The sequence below is a fragment of the Shewanella sp. MSW genome (genome assembly GCF_007636515.1).
In the GTDB taxonomy this organism is placed as follows: Bacteria; Pseudomonadota; Gammaproteobacteria; order Enterobacterales; family Shewanellaceae; genus Shewanella; species Shewanella indica.
This window is the reverse complement of sequence record NZ_LVDR01000001.1, coordinates 218,161-239,497: the sequence shown is the minus strand read 5'-3', so window position 1 is coordinate 239,497 and position 21,337 is coordinate 218,161. Positions and strand designations below refer to the sequence as shown.

Below are 21,337 nucleotides of genomic sequence, written 5' to 3'. Positions count from 1 at the left end.
CCAACTTTACGTTAACGTAAGGTGGAAAGCAAAATTGCCAGATAGATCACAATTATTCTGCTCATCAGCTTTGTTGAGAGTATCGCTAAATGCTATGGTTCTGCAATAAATATAACAAGCGGTCGGCGGCCGCTAAGCGCCGCCCCAATAAGCACAGCGGAGAACAGACGTGGCTGTATTTAATCATGTATCATTCGACGAACATGAACAGGTAGTATTCTGTCATGACAAGGAAAGTGGCCTGCGTGCCATCATCGCCATCCACAACACCAACCTGGGTCCAGCCGTAGGCGGTTGCCGTATGTGGAACTACCAATCAGATGATGAAGCCCTCACTGACGTGTTGCGCCTCTCCCGCGGTATGACTTACAAGAATGCCCTGGCCGGATTGGCCATGGGTGGCGGTAAGTCAGTTATCATAGCCGATCCCAAAACAGAAAATCGTGAGCAACTGTTCCGCGCCTTTGGCCGCTTTGTTCACAGCCTGGGTGGCCGCTACTACTCGGCTGAAGATGTGGGTACCACCCCTGCCGACATCATGATTGCCCATGATGAAACCCCTTATGTGCTTGGCCTGGAAGGTATGAGCGGCGATCCCTCCCCTTTTACCGCCATGGGAACTTACCTGGGTATCAAGGCCGCCGTTAAGCACAAGCTGGACAAAGATAGCCTCAAGGGCCTCAAGATAGCCGTTCAGGGCGTAGGCCATGTGGGCTATTATCTGTGCAAGCACCTGCATGAAGAAGGCGCCGAACTGTTTGTAACCGATATCCATCAGGCATCACTGGACAAGGTAGCCACCGACTTTGGTGCTGCAGTGGTTGCCCCTCAGGACATCTATGCTCTGGACGTAGATGTCTATGCCCCTTGCGCCCTGGGAGCCACACTTAACGACACCACACTGCCACAACTGAAAGCCGGCATAGTCGCAGGCTGTGCCAATAACCAGCTGGCTGAGCCCCGCCACGGCGAGCAGCTCAAGCAAATGGGCATCCTCTACGCTCCAGACTATGTAATCAACGCCGGTGGTATCATCAACGTGTCTTTCGAAAAAGACTATGATGCCGCCAAGTCTACCGCCAAGGTTGAAGAGATTTACAACACCCTGCTGTCCATCTTCAAGCAGGCCGATGAGCAGAACCGCACCACGGCTGAAGTAGCCGATGAGATGGCCCGTGCCATCATCAATGGTACCCAAGCCTAAGCTCAGTCATATTCCATAAAAGGGCCTTCAGGCCCTTTTTTATTACTGAAAAAATTTTCCCCTTGTCGGCAAAGAGATAGGCGCCGGAAACAGAAAATTCATTTTCCCAGACTGGCGAGCGTCATCTGCCTCTGCTTGACTTAACACTCGTCATCTCGAATGTCAGGGAGTCAGTGATGCTCAGATTCGGCTATGAAGTGGAACAGCAAAAGGTGGAATTACAGGCCAGTAACTGGAATGGATTTGAGCGTTTGTTTGTCGACGGTAAAATGGTATCCAGCAAATTCAATCTGGGACTAAAGAGCGAACACAGCTTTGAATTACGTAATGGCGCACGTTGCCGGATGCAACTTCTGGTTGACCCCACCACAGAGCTGACTATCTGTCGCATCTACAAGTGTAACCGCCTGCTGGCGAGCCTCAAACAGGGGAAACAACAGCCAAACAACTCACATATGCAACACTGGTTGCTACTGGGGGGATTGGTGTGCGCGCTCTTGGTTTATCTTTGATTTACCGAGCATACATTCAACCATAGGGTTAACGCTTGTCGGTATGATTTATCTTGTTGAGCAGCATGAGCAGCTGCGCTCTTTCCGGCTCATCCAAGGCCGCCATAAACTTCTCGTTGACCCGCTCGGCCTCGCGAATCAAGTCCTGCTCCATCGCCTTGGCCTGATCGGTCAGGAAAATTTGAAACGCACGCCGGTTGTCTTCTTCCTGATGGCGATAGATTAAGCCTTGTACCTGCAGTTGATCCAACAGGCGTGTCATGGTGTAGTTGGCCACATCACAGCGACGTGACAACTCGGTTTGGCTTATCCCTTCCTCTTGCCAGAGCGCAAACAAAACAGGCCAGAGTTTAATATCCAGCTGATAACGCTTCAGGCGGCTATCCAGTTCATGTTGCAGTTCCACGTTCAGATGGGATACCAGATAACCGAGACTCTCTTTGCGGTTCAAGCAACACCTCCTGTACTTCAGGGCTTGTCTGTTCGCTATCGGCAGGGGCAAGCGCTTTATGCAACAAAATCGCTTATTCTGTTTCATTGGCGCCGGGCCATGCCGCTGCCGAGTTTAACTATACCACTGCGCAAATTGATTGACCTACACAGGGAGCATAACAAGCGGCATATGACCTCTCAAGCGGAACAAAACCGCATTGACTTGCCCAAATATACGGCTTTATGACTCCCCTATGGGTACACGATTGCCAGCCGACAATCCGCCTTAAACTTGAGTGGCTAACCCGATTCTGAGTCAATCAAACTTCTATACCAATGGTATTAATACTACCACCTGCTGGATATTTCACTAACACAAGAAAGGAGAATAATGGGGCATTTACAGTCAGGCTACTGTAAATAAAGGTTTTATATCTGCCTGAATGGCAAAGCGATTCCGTTAATTTTTAACTCAGTAAATAGGTTTCGGCAAAGCGATAGAAACAGGCCCGCCCAAGCCTGGCCTTGAGACCACGAGGCAAGCTTACCAATAGCCCGGATTCGGCGCACTCAAAGGCATTAAGCCCCTGCACCTCAAACTCATTACCCTGGGAGCAAACCAGGGTAAAACGGCTACTCTCGGCCTCGATATCCAGCTGCTTGTAATCAACTATGATGAGCGGTGTATCGGCCACCGCTACCCTCAAACGCTCTGCCGGGGTGAGCAACAGATGTTCACCCTCGATGCAGTGCAAAATACTGCTGAAGAGCCTGGCAAACTTGGCCGGCAGCGGTGAGTTGAGATAATACCAATCGCCTTTAACATCTATCTCAAACAGGGCTTGCTGCTGACATAAGTCAGGCCTTGCCCCCAGCCCTTTCAGGGCCTCACTCACCTTGTCTGCCGACTGTTTCATCCTGGCTTCCTATTTTGGGTTCCCTATTTTTGGCGCTCTCAGGCTTACGCCTGAGTCAGTTCCAGCAAGGCTTCGATGGGGTGCTTGGGCCTGAAGCCGCCAAAGCGTTTGACCTGGCTGCGACAGGAATAACCGGACACCAGTATCTGCTCCTTTGGCAACGACTTTATCGCCTCGTCCCAGGACATCTCATACAAAGCCTTGGAACGTGGCAGGTTTTCCAGCTCATGGCCATAGGTGCCGGCCATGCCGCAACAACCCAGATTCACGGTTCCCAACTGGGCACCAAAACGGGCGAAGATGGTTTGCCATTCTTTGGCAGTGCCGGGACGGGCACTGGATTCGGTGCAGTGGCTGAACCAGGTGAACTCACGCCCGCTTGCAGGCAGTTGCGGTAACTGTTCGAGCATAGTACTGAGCCACTCGCTGGCAAGCTGGACATTGAATTGGCCGCGCTTGGCGCCGAGCGCTTCACGGTATTCGTCGCGATAAACCAACACTAGCGCCGGATCTACCCCCACCATGGGCATGCCAAGGGCATGCACCTGATTGAGAAAATCGGCGGCGGTCTGTGCCGTCCTGGCAAACTGCTCCAGAAATCCTTTGATATGAGCCGGTTTACCGTTGGGCTTGAACGGCAGCAATACCGGCTTGAGCCCAAGCGCTTCAATCAGGCGAATAAAGCGATAAACCAGTTCAGCATCGTAAAAGCTGTTGAAAGGGTCCTGCACCACCAACACATAATTTTGTCGCTCAGCGGCGGGGATAGCACTCAAGGCGTTGAGATCATAACCGCGGCTGGGGTGAGCATCGAGGCGCTGTTTCAGCGTAGGTACAGACAGCGCAGGCGCATCCACATACCCCAGAGCCTTTTTAATCACCCACTTGGATAGAGGGTTCTGCGCCGCAAAGTTACTCAGCCGGGGCGCCTTGGCCATCAGCTGCACCGAATCCTCGACACCGGCCACCAGGTAATCCTTGGCGGGACGCTGATAACGGCGGTAATAGATACTGAAAAACTGTGCCCGGAACTTGGGGACATCCACCTTCACCGGACACTGGCCGGAACACGCCTTACAGGCGAGACAGCCCTTGAGCGACTCCATCACCTCGTGGGAGTAGTCGTATTCTTTCTTGGCATTGAGGCTGTTTTGCAGCCGCTGCAACAGGCCCATGGGTTTGGACTTGGCGAGCTCATTGACATCGACGCCTTCGGATTCCAGCAGTCGCAGCCACTCGCGCATTAACCCGGCGCGGCCCTTGGGCGAATGGATCCTGTCTCCTGTCACCTTGAACGACGGGCACATAGGCGAAAAGCGGCTGTAGTTAAAACACAGGCCATTGCCGTTACAGTTCATCACATCCGGGAAGGCATCGCGAACACTGACCGGTATTTGCCTGTCGAAACTGCCGCGCTTGGTACTGTCGACATTGTAGATAAGCTGTTGGCCTTTGGGCGCCACCAGCTTACCCGGGTTGAGTTTATTCTGGGGGTCGAACAGCGTCTTAACTTCTTCAAGCTCACTCCAAAGCTGCTCGCCAAATACCTGGGGGCCATACTCACCACGCACCCCCTTACCGTGCTCGCCCCACATCAGGCCACCGTATTTCTGCGTCAGTGCCGCCACTTGATCCGAAACGGTACGCAGCAAGGCTTCATCTTTAGGATCGCACATATCCAGCGCCGGACGCACATGCAGCACCCCGGCATCCACATGGCCGAACATGCCGTATTGCAGTTGATGGCTATCCAACAGCGCACGAAACTCCATGATATAGTCGGCGAGCTTTTCCGGTGGTACGGCGGTATCTTCGGCGAAGGCTATCGGTTTGCGGCGACCTTTGGTGGCCCCGAGCAGCCCCACCGCCTTCTTGCGCATGGCATAAATCTTATTGATGGAACCGGCATCCCGGGTGAGCTGATACCCAAGCACCCCTTTCTCACCGGCGGCAATCTGTGCATCCAGCGCCGCGGCCAGACGCTCTGCCCGCTCATCGACCTGGGCTTGTTCTCCGGCAAACTCCACCATGTTAAGACCATCGATTATTTTGCCGGGCACTTCCTGGATAAGCTCGGATACCGAGTGCCAGATAATGTCTTCCCGCGCCAGATTCAGCACCTTGGAATCGACGGTTTCCACCACAGTGGCATTGGCGAGCACCAAGTCGGGCGCATGGCGCAGCGCAGATTCAAAAGAGTCATACTTGATGTTGACCATAAGGCGGCTGGCCGGCAAAGGGGTGATATCCAGTTTGGCCTCAGTCACCACCGCCAGCGTTCCCTCTGAGCCTGTGAGGATCCGCGACAGATTAAATTCGCTCAGCTGTTGATCCCAGACGTTTTTTAGATCGTAACCGGTCAAAAAACGGTTCAGTTTGGGAAAGCGCTGTTCAATCAGCTCTCGCTGCTCACGGCAGCGACGGGCCACCTCAGTAATCAACTTGTTGCCGAGCGGGTTGTCAGTCACCTTCTCACCCGATTCCAGTGCCTCGCGGCTCACCGGAGCCGTGTGCAGCACACTGCCATCCACCAACACACTGGTAAGCTCCAGCACATGATCCGAGGTTTTGCCATACACCAGCGAGCCGGCGCCGGAGGCATCGGTATTAATCATGCCGCCCAGGGTGGCTCGGTTGGAGGTGGAAAGATCCGGACTGAAGAAAAAGCCGTGCGGCCGCAACGCATCATTGAGCGCATCCTTGACCACACCGGCCTCGACTCTAACCCAGCCTTCCTCTGGATTAACTTCCAACACCCGGTTCATATGGCGCGAGAGATCCAGCACTATCCCATGAGTCAGCGCCTGACCATTGGTTCCGGTACCGCCGCCGCGGGCACTGAAGACCACCTTGGCAAAAGCTTCCTCACAGGCGAGCTGCAACGCCATGGCAATATCGGCGCTGTCTCTGGGGTAGAGCACCGCCTGTGGCAGAAACTGATAGACAGAGTTATCCGTCGCTTGCGCCAAGCGGGCACTGTAACGCCTGTCGATATCGCCGCGAAAACCGCGCTGATCCAGCGCATCCAGATATTCCAGATACAGGGGTTCCAGAGTTTGTTGGTGTGATAGTAAGGGTAACATCTTATGCTCGAATAAATTTTTTGTTATCGGGCCATTATAAACAAAAAAAAGCCGCTAAAAAGCGGCTTCCTTCATAAGAACTGTTTCTGACTTAGCCGTGGGCTTCAGCCAGGTACAGCCAGGTGTCAATCACTGTGTCTGGGTTCAGAGACACAGTGTCTATGCCCTGCTCCACCAACCAGGCGGCGAAGTCAGCATGATCCGAAGGACCCTGACCACAGATACCCACATAGGCACCCTTGGCCTTGGCAGACTTGATAGCCATCGCCAGCAGCGCCTTAACGGCTTCGTTACGCTCGTCGAACAGGTGACTGATGATGCCGGAGTCGCGGTCCAGGCCCAGAGTCAGCTGAGTCAGGTCGTTGGAGCCGATGGAGAAACCATCAAACATCTCCAGGAACTGATCCGCTAGCAGGGCGTTGGATGGCAGTTCGCACATCATGATGACGCGCAGACCATCTTTACCACGCTCCAGACCTTGCTCTTTCAGCAATTCAATAACCTGACGGCCTTCTTCCAGAGTACGAACGAACGGGATCATGATCTCAACGTTCTTCAGCCCCATATCGTTACGAACCCGCTTAATGGCTTCACACTCGAGGGCGAAACAATCGCGGAACGACTCTGAGATGTAGCGGCTGGCGCCACGGAAGCCCAGCATTGGGTTCTCTTCCTCTGGCTCATATTTGTCACCGCCGATCAGGTTGGCGTATTCGTTTGACTTGAAGTCAGACATACGCACGATAGCCTTCTTGGGGTGGAATGCTGCAGCAATAGAAGAGATACCTTCCACCAGACGGGCAACATAGTATTCAACCGGAGATTCATAACCGGCGATCATCTCAGTGATCTCGGCTTTCAGCTCGTCGGTTTGCTGATCGAATTCCAGCAGAGCCTTGGGGTGAATGCCTATCATGCGGTTGATGATGAACTCGAGACGAGCCAGACCCACACCTTCATTAGGCAGACGGGCAAAGTCGAAGGCGCGGTCAGGGTTACCCACGTTCATCATTATCTTCATCGGCAGATCAGGCATGGAATCAACGCGGCTGGAAATCACATCAAACTCCAGCTTGCCTTGATAGATATAACCTGTATCACCTTCGGCGCAGGATACTGTTACTTCCTGACCGTTTTCAATTTTGTCGGTCACGTCGCCACAACCCACTACCGCAGGCACGCCCAGTTCACGGGCAATAATGGCAGCATGACAGGTACGGCCGCCACGGTTGGTGACAATGGCGCTCGCGCGCTTCATGATAGGTTCCCAATCCGGGTCAGTCATATCGGTAACCAGTACATCGCCTGGCTGGATCTTGTCCATTTCGTCGATAGATTTGAGCACCTTGGCAACACCTGAGCCCACCTTGTGACCAATAGCACGACCTTCACAGATCACTTCGCCGCGGCTCTTGAGGTGATAACGCTCAATCAGTTGCACATCTTCACGGGAACGCACGGTTTCGGGGCGAGCCTGAACTATGTAGAGACGACCGTCGTTACCGTCTTTGGCCCATTCGATATCCATCGGCCGGCCATAATGCTTTTCAATGATCATCGCCTGCTTGGCCAGCTCCATCACTTCTTCATCATTGATGGAGAAAGTCATGCGCTGTTCTTTGGCGACATCTTCAATTTTCACCTGCTTGCCGTGAGATGCATCATCTGAGTACACCATCTGGATCAGCTTGCTGCCGATATTACGACGAACAACGGCCTTGTGACCGGCAGTCAGGGTTGGCTTGTGTACATAGAACTCGTCCGGGTTAACCGCACCTTGCACTACCATTTCGCCCAAACCGAAGGAAGAAGTGATAAATACCACGTCCTTGTTGCCGGACTCGGTATCCATGGTAAACATCACACCGGAAGCCGCTTTATCGGAACGTACCATGCGCTGAACACCGGCAGACAGTGCCACACCGCGATGGTCGTAACCCTGATGCACACGATAGGAGATAGCGCGATCGTTGAACAGAGAGGCAAACACATGCTTGATGGCAACCAATACAGCTTCAAAGCCCTTCACGTTGAGGAAGGTTTCTTGCTGACCGGCAAATGAAGCGTCGGGCATATCTTCTGCGGTGGCAGAGGAACGCACGGCGAATGAAGCGTCTTGGGTTTCAGAGGCTAATTTTTCGTAAGCTTCTCGAATCGCTTGTTCGAGTTCTGGCTGAAATGGGGTTTCAATAACCCACTGTCTGATCTGTGCACCAACTTTAGCCAGTGCGTTGACATCATCTACATCCAATGTGTCAAGAATGTCATATATCTTCTGGTTTACTCCACTTTGCTCAAGAAACTCATTGAACGCGTGGGATGTGGTCGCAAAGCCGCCAGGTACTTGAACACCGGCATTGGCCAGATTACTGATCATTTCACCAAGGGAAGCGTTTTTACCGCCGACCTTGTTGACGTCACCCATGCCTAATTCCTGATACCAGAGTACGTATTGCTGCACAGTTCTATCTCCGCAAGTTTATTTCAGTGGCCCCTTCACACGAGGGCAGCGGCATTTTACACTCCGAGGCAACAAGCGTAAATCTATAATTTTATTTGTAATTTTATTACTACATGAGGTCGGCATGGCACGTAAAGTATTCTACATTTCTGATGGAACAGCAATCACGGCCGAAGTGTTTGGTCACGCAGTGCTTTCTCAATTTCCATTGGAATTTGATTCACTTACCATTCCTTTTGTGGAAAATACCGTTAAAGCAGAAGCCGTTAAAAAACAGATTAATGATAGTTTTATTACAACAGGGGAACGGCCTCTGGTGTTTCATTCCATCGTCAAACCGGAAATTCGCGACATCATTTATTCCAGTGAGGGCCTGGACTACGACTTCCTCAACACTTTCGTCGCCCCCTTGGAGCAACAATTAGGGGTCACCGCCAGCCCTTCACTGCATCGAACCCATGGAATGGCCAAAGCGGGTTATGATGCCCGTATCGACGCCATCAACTTTGCCATGGATAACGACGATGGCCAGACCATGAAGCATATGGACAAGGCCGACATTATCCTGCTGGGGGTTTCCCGCTGCGGCAAGACGCCATCCAGCCTCTATCTGTCGATGCAGTTCGGCATCAAGGCCGCCAACTACCCCTTTATTCAAGACGACATGGACAACCTCAAGCTGCCTGAAGTGCTAAAACGCAACAAATCCAAACTGTTTGGCCTGACCATTGAACCTGTACGCCTGCATGAGATACGTCAGAGCCGGATGGAAAACAGCCGCTATTCCTCTTTGCGCCAATGCCGCCTCGAAGTGAAAGAGGTGGAGATGATGTTTAAGAAAGAACGCATCCCTTATATAGACACCACCAACCAATCGGTCGAGGAAATTGCCACCAAGATCCTCGACGCCACAGGTCTTGAGCGCCATATGTTCTAAAAAACGCCCTAGCGGCAGACAAATGCTGCTCGAGTTGAAACTGAGTTACATATTGGCATTTTCTGGCTAACTACTTGTTACCACGGTGCGAATCCTGAATGATTCAAGTGGGTCTTGACACTTTTTCAAGGCCCACTTGGGCAATTATCGGACAATTGCCACTTTGCAGCTCGGCTCGATTGGTTATAATCCGACACAAGATAAGCGCAAAGCGCTCAAGAAATTTCCCCCGGTATCATGAATGACCATTAAAACAGACGAATTACGCACCTCTCTCTTATGTAAAGTGATCTCACCTGCCCAACTCGCATCTGAGTATCCATTGACTCAGGAAGCCGCAGATTACCTGATTGAACAGCGCCGCGAAGTCGAAGCCATTATTCAAGGTGACGATCCGCGTTTGTTGGTCATCATAGGCCCTTGCTCCATCCATGACACAGAAGCAGCACTTGAGTATGCCGGCCGCCTGGCCAAACTGCACCATGAACTCAAGGACGATCTGTGCATTCTAATGCGGGTCTATTTTGAAAAACCACGCACCATAGTCGGCTGGAAAGGCCTGATTTCCGATCCTGACTTGGACGGCAGCTTCAGCCCCAATAAAGGTCTACGCCTGGCCCGCAAGTTGCTGCAGCAGATCACCGAGCTGAAACTGCCTATCGCCACCGAATTTTTGGATATGGTGAACGGCCAGTATATTGCCGATCTCATCACCTGGGGCGCCATCGGAGCCCGCACCACAGAAAGCCAAATTCACCGTGAAATGGCCTCGGCGCTCTCCTGCCCTGTAGGCTTCAAGAATGGTACCGACGGCAACATCAATATTGCCGTCGATGCAGTGCGCGCCGCCAGAGAACCACATATCTTCTACTCTCCGGACAAAGACGGCTCACTGGCGGTCTATCGCACCCATGGTAATCCCTATGGGCATATCATTCTGCGCGGCGGTAAAACCCCCAACTACAGCGAGCAAGATGTAGCCAAAGCCAGAGAGCAGATGGATTCGGTTGGGATCCATTCCGGCATAGTGGTCGACTTCAGCCATGGCAATAGCCAGAAGCAGCACAAGAAGCAGTTGGAAGTCGCCGAAGATATCATGGCACAGCTGCGCAGTGGCTCTACTGCTATTGCCGGTATTATGGCCGAGAGCTTTATTGTCGAAGGCAATCAGAAAGTTATTGCAGGTGAGCCCCTCACTTACGGCAAGAGCATCACGGATGCCTGTCTCCATTGGGAAGACTCGGAAAAACTGCTCAGAGATCTGGCCGCTGCCGCCAAGGAAAGACGTCGCCTGCTGGGCAAGTAAGCCCCCCAGATACAGGCCACTGAAATGGAATCGCCCCGCTATCTCCACGCTGGAGATGCCGGGGCTTTTTCATGCCCGGATACTTTCGAACATCCAATATTTTTCATGCAGGGCTTTCTGGCCCAGGCTGTCAATCCGCCTTTGGTCGAACTATAATACCGCCCCTGATTTTCCAGCATAACCAGAGGTTGCCGTATGCCAGAAACGACACAGAGCCAATATGAAGTGGCCGTAGCACGCCGAATTGAACAAGCCGAGGCTCGGGTGATCAAGGCGGTTTTCCCGTCCATTACCAATCATCACAACACACTGTTTGGCGGTGAAGCCCTCGCCTGGATGGATGAAACCGCTTTTATTGCCGCCACCCGCTTTTGTCGCAAGACACTGGTCACCGTCAGCTCTGACAGAATCGATTTCAAAAAGCCTATCCCCGCCGGCAGCTTGGCAGAATTGATCGCCCGAGTGATCCATGTGGGCAACACCTCGATGAAAGTCGAAGTGAACATTTTTGTAGAAGATATGTATCAGGATAAGCGCGAGCACGCTATCCGCGGTGTCTTCACCTTCGTGGCCGTCGATGAAGACAGAAAGCCGACCCAGATCTGGAGCGATGATCTAGCCAACTAGGCCCTGTTCGCTTATTTCGCATAATCCGAGCCTGTTTCTGGCTAAAGGCTATGTAAGTTTTATCCGGCAACCCTGTTTGCCGCTGAAAAGGCTTTTATTGACTGTCGTTCTCGACTAAAGTCTAAAAGCGACGGTAACAAAAAGTCACTTAAAGCCTGATAAAGCAATAGGATTATTTGTCACTTTTCTGTTACATTGACCCTTCTTCAGCGTGCAGAGCCATAACCATAACAAGCCATGAAGCCAGAAAACTTAAATATTATCATCGCCGATGATCACCCATTATTTCGCAATGCCCTGCGCCAGGCGCTTAACAGCGGCTTTTCCAACACTCGCTGGTTTGAGGCCGACAGTGCCGATGGCCTGCAAAAGCTGCTTGAGCAAACTCACCAGGACTATGATCTGGTGCTGCTGGATCTGCAGATGCCAGGCTCCCATGGCTACTCCACCCTTATCCATCTGCGTGCTCACTTTCCCGAACTGCCAGTAATAGTGATTTCAGCCCATGAAGATGCCGCCACTATCAGCCGTGCCCTGCACTACGGCGGCGCCGGCTTTATTCCCAAGTCAGCCTCAATGGAAACCTTTATCGACGCAATCACCGCGGTAATGTTCGGCGATATCTGGCTGCCTCAAGACATAGAGTTGGTTGAAATTGATGATGAAAATGATACCGACAAGGTCGCCGGCAAGCTCTCAGAACTGACGCCACAGCAATACAAGGTGTTGCAGATGTTTGCCGAAGGCCTGCTCAACAAGCAGATAGCCTACGACCTGGGCGTATCCGAGGCGACCATCAAGGCCCACGCCACCGCTATCTTCCGAAAGCTAGGGGTTCGCAATCGCACCCAGGCCGTGATAGCGCTGCAGCAACTGGGAATGGAAAAGGTCGAAATAAACTGATCTCAGCTTCCCTAAGGTTTCTCAATCCTCCTTGGCAGCACATTTGCCAAGATAGATGATTTCCGGCGCGCTCGGGCACAACACCTCAACACACTCATCGCCGGTGCAGATAAGATGTGACCAACCGTCACTGTGCCCATGGAAGAAACTGATTGGGCTCTCCCGCGACCAGGCGTGATCTTTAATCAGGCGGCTGTTGTAACCCTGTTCGTCCTCAAGCTCGCTCGGCGCCTGCCAAAGCTCCAGCAACCCATGTTCATCCAACATACGAAACGCAGTGACCGAATGATAATGCAGCCGATAGCGCCCTTCACTCGGTAAATGAAACAGCTCCAGGCTGAGATCGCCCCCGGGATGGGGCGTATTTTTGATTTGATAACGTTTGCCGCCGGGAAGCTGCAACATGAAATCACCGCCCCAGAAGAGCCCAGTGATATAGAGATCCCCCAGCTCGAAGGGGGTCTGCCATCTGCCTATTTTCATGCTCCCTCCCATTAATCCCTGCGCTCGTTAATCCCCTCAAACAAAAGTAGGGTAAACCAGAAAGTACTCAACAAGCGGATACCGGGCAATGGCCGCTATAACCCATAAAAAAGCGCCGCCGGGGCAACCCCTCGGCGGCGCTATATTTAAGTGCCTGAGCGTTTTAGAGGCTCAGCGTTTACAAGCCCAGATGGCTGGCATGAAACTTAAGCTGCTCGTCGATAAATGAGGCGATAAAATAGTAGCTGTGATCATAGCCGGGGTGGCTGTGAAAACTCAGCGCAATTCCAGCGTCAGTGGCGGCGGCCTGCAAGGCCTGTGGCAGTAACTGCTCGGCCAGAAACAGATCACTCTCGCCCTGATCGACCTGCATCGGCAGCCCTTTGGCACCACTTTTTATCAGCTCTACCGTGTCATAGGCCTTCCAAGCCTCCCTGTCACTGCCAAGATAAGCGGCAAACGCCTTCTGGCCCCAGGGGCACTGGCTAGGATGACTGATGGGGGCAAAGGCGCTGGCGCTGAGATAACGGCCCGGATTTTTAAGGGCTATCATCAACGCGCCGTGGCCGCCCATTGAGTGACCGGCAATAGCGCGCTTATCCGATACCGGAAAGTGCTGCTCTATCAAGGCCGGCAACTCATCTACCACATAGTCATACATACGATAGTGATTGCTCCAGGGAGCCTGGGTCGCATTGACATAAAAACCGGCCCCCAACCCCAGATCGTAAGCAGCATCTTCGGCATCGGCCACACCTTCTCCGCGCGGACTGGTATCCGGGCAAACTATCGCCAGCCCCAGCTGAGAAGCGAGGCGCTGGGCCCCGGCCTTTTGCATAAAGTTCTCATCCGTACAGGTCAGCCCGGAGAGCCAATACAGCACAGGTACCTTTTGGCTATTAGCCTGCTCCGGCAGATAGATGGCGAAACGCATCTCGCAGTTCAGACTGCTGGAGTGATGACGGTACTGCTTGTGCCAGCCTCCAAACGACCTGTTGTTACTGATATTTTCCATCAGAAGGTCCTCAGAAGTGGATCACGCTGCGTATACTCTTGCCTTCATGCATCAGCTCAAAGGCTTCATTGATATCTTCAAGCCCCATGGTGTGGGTGATAAAGTCATCCAACTTGAACTTACCGGCCAGATAATCTTCCACTATGCCTGGCAACTGTGAGCGTCCTTTGACACCACCGAAAGCCGAACCTTTCCATACCCGGCCGGTCACCAGTTGGAAAGGTCTGGTGGAGATCTCTTGCCCGGCACCGGCAACCCCAATGATCACTGACTCGCCCCAACCCTTGTGGCAACACTCGAGCGCCGAACGCATCACATCCACATTACCGATGCACTCAAACGAGTAATCGACGCCGCCATCGGTCAAATCCACAATCACCTGCTGAATAGGCTTGTCATAGTCCTTGGGGTTGATGCACTCGGTCGCCCCCAGCTTCTTCGCCAGTTCAAACTTGGACTCATTGACATCTATGCCTATGATGCGACCGGCTTTCGCCATCACAGCGCCAATCACCGCCGATAACCCTATGCCGCCGAGCCCGAAGATGGCTACAGTGGCGCCCTCTTCCACCTTTGCGGTGTTCATTACAGCGCCCATGCCGGTAGTGACACCGCAGCCCAGAAGGCAGATCTCTTCCAGCGGCGCCGACTTGTTGACTTTGGCCAGGGAGATCTCAGGCAATACCGTATATTCAGAGAAAGTCGAGCAGCCCATGTAGTGGAAAATCGGCTTGCCGTCTTTGAAGAAACGGGTGGTACCATCGGGCATCAGGCCCTTGCCCTGGGTCTCACGGATCTTCTGACACAGGTTGGTCTTGCCGGAGCGGCAGAACTTACACTCACCGCATTCAGGCGTGTAAAGAGGAATAACATGATCGCCCACCGCCACACTGGTGACGCCTTCGCCGACCATCTCCACTATGCCGCCGCCCTCATGGCCGAGAATGGCCGGAAACACGCCTTCAGGGTCGTCGCCGCTCAAAGTAAAAGCATCGGTATGGCACACACCACTGGCAACAATGCGCACCAACACCTCACCGGCCTTGGGCAACATCACATCCACCTCTTCCATCTTCAACGGCTCACCTGCAGCCCAGGCTACGGCGGCGCGGGACTTGATAAATTTGTCTGTCATTGTCGCTTCCTTCTGTTGTGATTGATTCGGTATCGAACCTCTTGGCTCATAAACCGGATGCCAACATTGTATTTATTCCAAAATAAAAGATAATCAGCCAAATATACAAATCACTTTTACTGAGAAGTAATAATGAACCACTGGGAAGGGATCAGCGAATTTATCGCCGTGGCCGAGAGCCAGAGCTTTACCCGCGCCGCCGAGCGACTCAACTTGTCTGTGGCGCAGATAAGCCGCCAAATCGCCGCGCTGGAGAAACGCCTGGCAAGCAAACTCTTCTATCGCACTACCCGCAAGGTGTCGCTCAGTGAAGAGGGTCAGCTTTATTATCGCCACTGCCGCTTGCTGCAAGATGGTATAGAAGAAGCCGAACGCGCCCTTGGCAGTTTGAAACAAACCCCGCAGGGCTTGCTGCGGGTGACGGCGCCGGTCACTTACGGCGAGCAGTTTATTCTGCCGCTGCTGAATGACTTTCTCTGCCTGCACCCCAAGCTGGATCTGCAACTGGATCTCAACAACAAGACGCTGGATCTGATTGATGGCGGTTATGATTTGGCGATTCGACTGGGTAAGCTGGCGGATTCCAGCTTGATGGCGCGGCGTCTTGGCAGTCGCCGCAATTATGTCTGTGCCAGCCCGGAGTATCTGGCCAACCACGGCGTGCCCCACACTCTGGGCGAGCTGCACCGGCATCAATGTTTGCTGGGTAACCACCCTTACTGGCGTTTTATCGAGCTGGGCCAGGAACGTCAATGGCGTTTGAGTGGCCGCTTGGTGTGTAATTCTGGCCCTGGGTTATTGGATGCCGCCCGCAAAGGGCTCGGGCTGGTGCAACTGCCCGATTATTATGTCGGCGAGGATCTCGCCAGCGGTGCCCTAGTATCAGTGCTCGAGGCTTACCAGGCGGCGCCTGAGGGGATTTGGGCCTTATACCCACAGAACCGCCATCTGTCGCCCAAGGTCAGCCTGCTCTTGGACTTTTTGCAGCAGGCGCTGCCGGAGGCGCCGGATCTGGCCGAGTCTTGAGTGGATGCCCAGTCTTGAATGGAGCGTTAAGTCTTGAATGGGTGACAGGTCTTGAGCTGCAGCCAAATCTTAAATCGGAAACGAATTCTGCGTAGGCTCTGAATCCTGCATAGCCGCGAAACTTGCGTGCCACTATGTTTTCGAATCGCTGAACTTTCGAATCGCTGAGCTTTCAAGTTTCCAGGCTTTTGATTCTCTGAGCGAACTATTACTTGGCAGGCTTAGCCCTGACGCGTCTTAGCGCGCTGCCAGTGCAGCAGATATTTATCCAGCTCATTAGCAAAGGCCTGTCTATCTGCCTGGCTCAACTTGGGACTGCCGCCGGTATCTATACCGCTGGCACGCAGGGTATCGAGAAAATCCCGCATATTGAGGCGGGCACGCACATTGTCTCGATTCAGCAGCTCACCACGGCTATTGAGCGCCTTGGCGCCCTTGTCTATCACTTCGGCCGCCAGCGGAATATCATTGCTGATCACCAAATCACCGGCGTGACACAGGCGCACGATTTCGTTATCGGCCACATCAAATCCCTTGGGCACCTGTAAGGTTTTGACACTGGCTGCGCCTGTGATCCTGAGTGCCTGATTGGCGACAAAAGTGACATTGATGCCGGTACGCGCTGCCGCCCGCACCAACATCTCGCGGACCACAACCGGGCAGGCATCGGCATCAACCCAGATTTGCGCCGGACAAGAGGCCTGATAAGGATTATTCTGCTGCACTGACACTCCTTCTATGACAGCAAGGCATTTCATCAAGACAGACCCCCATATTGATATCTGACTTAGCCTTGCACCGAAATTAGGTGGGTCATTTTATACTATTCCGGCTAAAAGTTTGATCTTTCAAGAACGCGAGTGAAAGCGATATATGTAAGATGAATTGCGTTAACGTGAGACTCATTCACAAGTAACCCCCATTCCCGCCCGCACTGTAAATTCAATTGCGAACCATTTTTATTTGCAATTAAAATATAGCCTCATTCTGGAGGCAAAATAATATGGAAACGTCCCCGCTGTTGTTGCGCTGTAACCAACTGCTTTGGTGTGAGGGATTGGTCTTGCTGGCAATCATGCTGGTATTGGCCAGTTTTGGGCTGGATGCCCGGCTGTTGATCCTGCTGTTGGCACCAGCCTTGGTGCTGTCTTTAGCCTTGGGATACCAACCCGGCAAGAAGACACTCAGCCTGGTGTTCGCCTGCTGGATCCCTGTCTGGTGCCTCATTTAACCCCTGATTTTTATAGGAGAATGTTATGCCCAAATCCACGGCTCGGATGAGCCTTGTTGCCGCTGCTGTCTGCAGTCAATTGCTGCTGATGGGAGCCGCCTTGGCCGAAGAAGCCCAGATGGAGCGTATGGTAGTCAGTGCCAACCGTACCCCGACCCAGATAAGTGAGCTCTCCGGCACAGTTTGGTTAATTGATGAAAACAGCATCCGTGAGCAGATAAACAGCGGCAAAGGCGTGAAAGAGATGCTGGCCGCCCTGGTTCCCTCCATGGACGTATCCAGCCAGGGCCGGACCAACTTTGGTCAGAACATGCGCGGCCGTGCCATGGTGGTGCTGATAGACGGCGTATCCATGAACACCTCCAGGGGGATCAGCCGCCAGCTGGACAGCATAGATCCCTTTAACATCGCCCGCATTGAAGTCTTGGCCGGCGCCTCGGCCCTCTATGGCGGCGGTGCTTTGGGCGGCGCTATCAATATAGTGACCAAAAAAGCCGCCGACAGCCTGGATACCTTTGAAGCCGAGGCAGGTTTCAAATCGGGTTTTAACGGCAGTGATGACTTGGATTACCGCACTGCCTTTGCCGTGGCCGGTGGCAGCGATACCCTCAAGGGACGTTTCAGTGCCGCCTGGCAGGAAAATGGCCAGTGGTTCGACGGCAGCGGCGATCAGGTGATGCCGGATATCACCCAAACCGGCATGCAGTACACCCAAGGTTATGATCTGATGGCCAACCTGGATTGGAGCCTGCCAAACAATGCCACCCTCAGTGCCCTGGTGCAGTTTTACAACAATGAGTCCGATGGCGACCACGGCCTCTATATGGGGGAAAACTTCAGCGGCGTCACCTCAGATGCTTCCCAGCTTGAAAGCCGCAAGGGATTGAATGCCGATCGCAGTCCCAAAACCGATCGTACCTTACTGAACCTCAGCTATACCCAGGCTGACTTTCTCGGCCAAACCTTGTACCTGCAAGGCTTTTACCGCAAGGAAGATCTCGACTTTCACCCCTTCCCTTATGTCAGTGAAACCCTCGGGGTTTACAACTTCTCGGCCTCATCACAAAACACCGGCATTTATGGCCTGAAAGCTGTGTTGGAATCCAGACCCAGCGACAGCCTCAAACTCACCTGGGGCATCGACTGGGACAAGGAGAGCTTCGACTCGGATCAGATGAGTTTTGATCTCGACGCCGCCAACCAGAGTGGCGGTTTGACCATGAAGGAGCTGTTCACCACAGGCCGGTATGTCGACTTCAGTGTCGAGTCCATCGCAGCCTTCCTGCAGGGCAGCTGGGATATCAACGACTATCTGGTGCTCAACGCAGGTTATCGTTATCAGCAGATGGACAACAGTGTCGATGACTTTATCGGCTATAACCAACAGGTGGCGATTGCCCAGGGTAAGGCGCCGGGCGCCGATATTATCAAGGGCGGCAGCACAGACTACCATGTCGGCCTGGTTAACCTGGGCTTGGTGGCTAAACTGAGCCGGGATCAACAACTGTGGCTCGCCTACTCGCAAGGCTTTGAGCTGCCGGATCTGTCCAAATACTATGGTCGCGGCAGCTATCAGGCCGATGCCGATGGTTATCTGCAACTGACCAACAGCATCAATATCAATGATTCCCGCCTCGATGGCATCAAAACAGACTCCTTTGAACTGGGCTGGCGCTATCTGGCCGACCGTTGGCAGGCCCAGGCCAGTCTGTATTACGCCATCTCGGATAAGGTGATTGAGGTCAATCGCAGCGATCTGACCATAGAAGTCAAGGACAAGGATAAACGCACCTATGGCCTGGAAGCCCAGCTGAACTTCGATATCAGCAGCGCCTGGCAGGTGGGCAGCAACCTGCATCTGGTTCGCAGTGAAATCAAAAATGGCTCCGACTGGATTGATGAGACAGTCACCTATGCTTCACCTTCCAAAGCCACGGCCTTTATCGCCTGGCACGGTGACAGCCAGCAGTTAAGATTGCAGGCCGAGCACAGCTTCAGCGCCGACTCTGACTATCGCTTCAAGGCAAATGATGGCCAGAGAAGTGAGTTAGGCAGCTATACCACTTTGGATCTGCTCGGCTCCATCGAACTGGCGGTCGGCAACCTGAGCTATGGCATCGAAAACCTGCTTGATAAGGACTACAGCACCCTTTGGGGCCAGCGAGCCGCTTACTTCTACAGCCCGACTTACGGCCCGGAGAAGATGTTTGACTATCACGGCCGTGGCCGCACTTTTGCCATCAATTACCACCTGAGCTGGTAAATAGCCTCAAAAAGCGTCGCCCCTGCGGCGCTTTTTCTCTTTTGCGCTTGTCAGCTCAGCTCTGATCCCTTAGTTTTTGGCGGCCAATTTATTTACAGGGAAGTGTCATGCTACTTTTAATCGCGGCGATTATGATTATCCTGCTGCGCCGTCTGCTCAAGGCCGATGAGCCCTTTCTGGGCTATGAATGGCTCGCGATTGTCACTTTGGCTATTTATCTGCTCTGTTACTTCTACCTGCCGCCATTTGCACCGGCAAGCAACCAGAGAATGGGGTTACTGTACGAGATGATCCCAAGCTTCAGCCTGGGCGCCATCCTCTTTCCCGAACTGGGTTCACGCTACCCGGAAAAAGTGGTTTGTGTTTTGGGCGGTCTTGGACTGCTGACCTCTGCTGTGATTTTGGCAATATTCAAACTGAGCGTTTGGTAGGTTCAGCCCGGGGATTAAACCGTAACCTCTGGTTGAATGGCTGAGAAACAGAAAGTAACGAAGAAAATGTGAGCGACGGCTTAAGGCGTTTGCAGTGCCTCGCTCACCTTGAGCAAAATGAAACCGGCTCTCTTCGCAACCGACCATTTGGGCACTTCAATTAACTCATCACCGAAAGCCTCATGGGCTTTTTGCATCTCATGATAACTCGCCACCGTCTCACTGAAGTCCTGCTTACTTTCTATATCATTGGCTTTAAATGGCTTACCAGGGCGGAAAGATAAATACCCTGGGGTGATAAACGAACTCAGGGCAATGACTCGGTAAACTCCCGGGAATGGATTATTGCGCCAGCAGGCTTTAATCATAGGAATCCAGCATTCTGGGAGCAAAAAAGATAATGCCGACATATCAAGAACTATTAGATGCCGCGTCATTTATAAGGGTTAATCTTGGCTTTACACCTGGTTTTGATAGTCGGCTTCCATAAGGCGAACAAAATCTTCCATCTCTTGCCCCGGGGTGATAGGAAAACGCTCCGCCAGCTGTGACAGATTAACAATACGGTCCACCCGAAAGGAGCGAAAATCTTCTCTCAGTTCGCACCAGGCCAGCAAAGTCCAGGTGCCGCGCCAAAAGTAGATCGCCAGCGGCCTTATCTTGCGCTGACTGGCACTGCCTTTGACATCCTGATAGTCGAGCAGCACAAAATGGCGTAGCCTGGCGGCAATACGTAACGGATCCAGGTAGACAAAATCTTGTTGATCAAGGTAGAAATCCGGTGAAAACATCAAACTCTGCAACGCACGTAAACGCTCCGGCACCACAGCTTCTACCTTGATAAGCGCCTGTTTGGCGGCCTTGCCAAGTTCATTACCGCCCCAGGTCTGCACCATACGGATCCCCAGTTGGATCGCTTCCAGTTCAGCCTCGTTGAACATCAAGGGTGGTACACTCACCTCTTGACGCAGCAGATAGCCCAGTCCCGCCTCCCCTTCGATGGGGATCCCGCTGAGACAGAGATCCTGAATATCCCGATAGATGGTTCTGACCGACACTTCCAAGCGCTCAGCCAATACGGCCGCCGTGGTCAAGCGGCGATGACGCAGTATCTGCACTATCTGAAACAAACGATCAGCACGGCGCATGACTTATACCATTCCTTATAAATGTTTGATTTACCACCGAAGTGCGAATAGAAAAACTACGCATCCGACACTGGCCTATGTCGATGTAGCCAGACAAAACTTCCATTGCCCTATTTGCCTCGCCATCTTTTCATCCTCGCAGAATGAGTAAACTTCGATGCAAAGTGGGGTGACGCCATACAAAGACCGACAATGCGTCGGTCCCGATAAGGATAATTGCGCT

20 protein-coding genes are annotated in these 21,337 nt (G+C 52.8%); 10 read left to right on the top strand and 10 right to left on the bottom strand.

The window, feature by feature from the left end; translation table 11 throughout:
• Positions 1-169: 169 nt before the first annotated feature.
• Complete coding sequence (locus tag AYI96_RS00995) at positions 170-1,204, top strand: Glu/Leu/Phe/Val dehydrogenase dimerization domain-containing protein (protein ID WP_144360815.1); 1,035 nt, start codon at positions 170-172, stop codon at positions 1,202-1,204.
• Between the two features lie 176 nt (positions 1,205-1,380).
• The gene (locus AYI96_RS00990; protein WP_144360862.1) at positions 1,381-1,716 is read left to right on the top strand and encodes a hypothetical protein; all 336 of its coding nucleotides are present in this window, start codon (positions 1,381-1,383) and stop codon (positions 1,714-1,716) included.
• A gap of 28 nt (positions 1,717-1,744) precedes the next feature.
• Here the strand turns inward: AYI96_RS00990 and AYI96_RS00985 are convergent, their stop codons facing one another.
• The 4 genes from AYI96_RS00985 to ppsA form a co-directional block, all read right to left on the bottom strand.
• The gene (locus tag AYI96_RS00985; RefSeq protein ID WP_039033408.1) at positions 1,745-2,167 is read right to left on the bottom strand and encodes a MarR family winged helix-turn-helix transcriptional regulator; all 423 of its coding nucleotides are present in this window, start codon (positions 2,165-2,167) and stop codon (positions 1,745-1,747) included.
• A 448-nt stretch (positions 2,168-2,615) separates the two neighbouring features.
• Complete coding sequence (locus tag AYI96_RS00980) at positions 2,616-3,065, bottom strand: DUF1285 domain-containing protein (RefSeq protein ID WP_039033409.1); 450 nt, start codon at positions 3,063-3,065, stop codon at positions 2,616-2,618.
• Between the two features lie 44 nt (positions 3,066-3,109).
• Positions 3,110-6,148 (bottom strand): FAD-binding and (Fe-S)-binding domain-containing protein, encoded by a 3,039-nt coding sequence (locus AYI96_RS00975; protein WP_144360814.1) that lies wholly within the window; start codon positions 6,146-6,148, stop codon positions 3,110-3,112.
• 91 nt (positions 6,149-6,239) lie between these two features.
• Positions 6,240-8,609, bottom strand: a complete 2,370-nt coding sequence (gene ppsA, locus AYI96_RS00970) for a phosphoenolpyruvate synthase (protein WP_144360813.1) — start codon at positions 8,607-8,609, stop codon at positions 6,240-6,242.
• A 124-nt stretch (positions 8,610-8,733) separates the two neighbouring features.
• Here ppsA and AYI96_RS00965 point away from each other — a divergent pair, with 124 nt between their 5' ends.
• From AYI96_RS00965 to AYI96_RS00950, 4 genes are all read left to right on the top strand, one after another.
• Positions 8,734-9,546, top strand: a complete 813-nt coding sequence (locus AYI96_RS00965) for a pyruvate, water dikinase regulatory protein (protein WP_039033412.1) — start codon at positions 8,734-8,736, stop codon at positions 9,544-9,546.
• 241 nt (positions 9,547-9,787) lie between these two features.
• The gene (locus AYI96_RS00960; RefSeq protein WP_039033413.1) at positions 9,788-10,852 is read left to right on the top strand and encodes a 3-deoxy-7-phosphoheptulonate synthase; all 1,065 of its coding nucleotides are present in this window, start codon (positions 9,788-9,790) and stop codon (positions 10,850-10,852) included.
• A gap of 195 nt (positions 10,853-11,047) precedes the next feature.
• On the top strand, positions 11,048-11,479 hold the full coding sequence (locus tag AYI96_RS00955; protein ID WP_025011189.1) for an acyl-CoA thioesterase: 432 nt from the start codon (positions 11,048-11,050) through the stop codon (positions 11,477-11,479).
• 237 nt (positions 11,480-11,716) lie between these two features.
• Positions 11,717-12,382, top strand: coding sequence for a response regulator transcription factor (locus AYI96_RS00950; protein ID WP_144360812.1), 666 nt, complete (start codon positions 11,717-11,719; stop codon positions 12,380-12,382).
• 21 nt (positions 12,383-12,403) lie between these two features.
• On the opposite strand, the gene AYI96_RS00945 is transcribed toward AYI96_RS00950, so the two are convergent.
• From AYI96_RS00945 to AYI96_RS00935, 3 genes are all read right to left on the bottom strand, one after another.
• Positions 12,404-12,865 carry a hypothetical protein gene (locus AYI96_RS00945; RefSeq protein ID WP_144360811.1) on the bottom strand — a complete coding sequence of 154 codons (462 nt, stop codon included), beginning with the start codon at positions 12,863-12,865 and terminating at the stop codon, positions 12,404-12,406.
• Between the two features lie 178 nt (positions 12,866-13,043).
• Positions 13,044-13,880, bottom strand: coding sequence for an S-formylglutathione hydrolase (gene fghA / locus AYI96_RS00940; protein ID WP_144360810.1), 837 nt, complete (start codon positions 13,878-13,880; stop codon positions 13,044-13,046).
• A gap of 10 nt (positions 13,881-13,890) precedes the next feature.
• Positions 13,891-15,015 (bottom strand): S-(hydroxymethyl)glutathione dehydrogenase/class III alcohol dehydrogenase, encoded by a 1,125-nt coding sequence (locus AYI96_RS00935; protein WP_028781420.1) that lies wholly within the window; start codon positions 15,013-15,015, stop codon positions 13,891-13,893.
• Positions 15,016-15,147: 132 nt separating this feature from the next.
• Here AYI96_RS00935 and AYI96_RS00930 point away from each other — a divergent pair, with 132 nt between their 5' ends.
• Positions 15,148-16,041, top strand: a complete 894-nt coding sequence (locus AYI96_RS00930) for a LysR substrate-binding domain-containing protein (RefSeq protein ID WP_144360809.1) — start codon at positions 15,148-15,150, stop codon at positions 16,039-16,041.
• A gap of 221 nt (positions 16,042-16,262) precedes the next feature.
• Here AYI96_RS00930 and AYI96_RS00925 read toward each other — a convergent pair whose 3' ends face one another.
• Positions 16,263-16,766: a YaiI/YqxD family protein gene (locus AYI96_RS00925; RefSeq protein ID WP_260852923.1), complete on the bottom strand. Its 504-nt coding sequence runs from the start codon at positions 16,764-16,766 to the stop codon at positions 16,263-16,265.
• 278 nt (positions 16,767-17,044) lie between these two features.
• Here AYI96_RS00925 and AYI96_RS00920 point away from each other — a divergent pair, with 278 nt between their 5' ends.
• From AYI96_RS00920 to AYI96_RS00910, 3 genes are all read left to right on the top strand, one after another.
• Positions 17,045-17,272, top strand: coding sequence for a hypothetical protein (locus AYI96_RS00920; RefSeq protein WP_039033419.1), 228 nt, complete (start codon positions 17,045-17,047; stop codon positions 17,270-17,272).
• A 25-nt stretch (positions 17,273-17,297) separates the two neighbouring features.
• The gene (locus AYI96_RS00915) at positions 17,298-19,535 is read left to right on the top strand and encodes a TonB-dependent receptor (RefSeq protein WP_144360807.1); all 2,238 of its coding nucleotides are present in this window, start codon (positions 17,298-17,300) and stop codon (positions 19,533-19,535) included.
• A gap of 107 nt (positions 19,536-19,642) precedes the next feature.
• Positions 19,643-19,966 (top strand): hypothetical protein, encoded by a 324-nt coding sequence (locus AYI96_RS00910; protein WP_144360806.1) that lies wholly within the window; start codon positions 19,643-19,645, stop codon positions 19,964-19,966.
• An 80-nt stretch (positions 19,967-20,046) separates the two neighbouring features.
• Here the strand turns inward: AYI96_RS00910 and AYI96_RS00905 are convergent, their stop codons facing one another.
• Positions 20,047-20,376, bottom strand: a complete 330-nt coding sequence (locus AYI96_RS00905; protein WP_144360805.1) for a hypothetical protein — start codon at positions 20,374-20,376, stop codon at positions 20,047-20,049.
• A gap of 48 nt (positions 20,377-20,424) precedes the next feature.
• Positions 20,425-21,114 carry a helix-turn-helix transcriptional regulator gene (locus AYI96_RS00900; protein ID WP_101096752.1) on the bottom strand — a complete coding sequence of 230 codons (690 nt, stop codon included), beginning with the start codon at positions 21,112-21,114 and terminating at the stop codon, positions 20,425-20,427.
• Positions 21,115-21,337 lie beyond the last annotated feature (223 nt).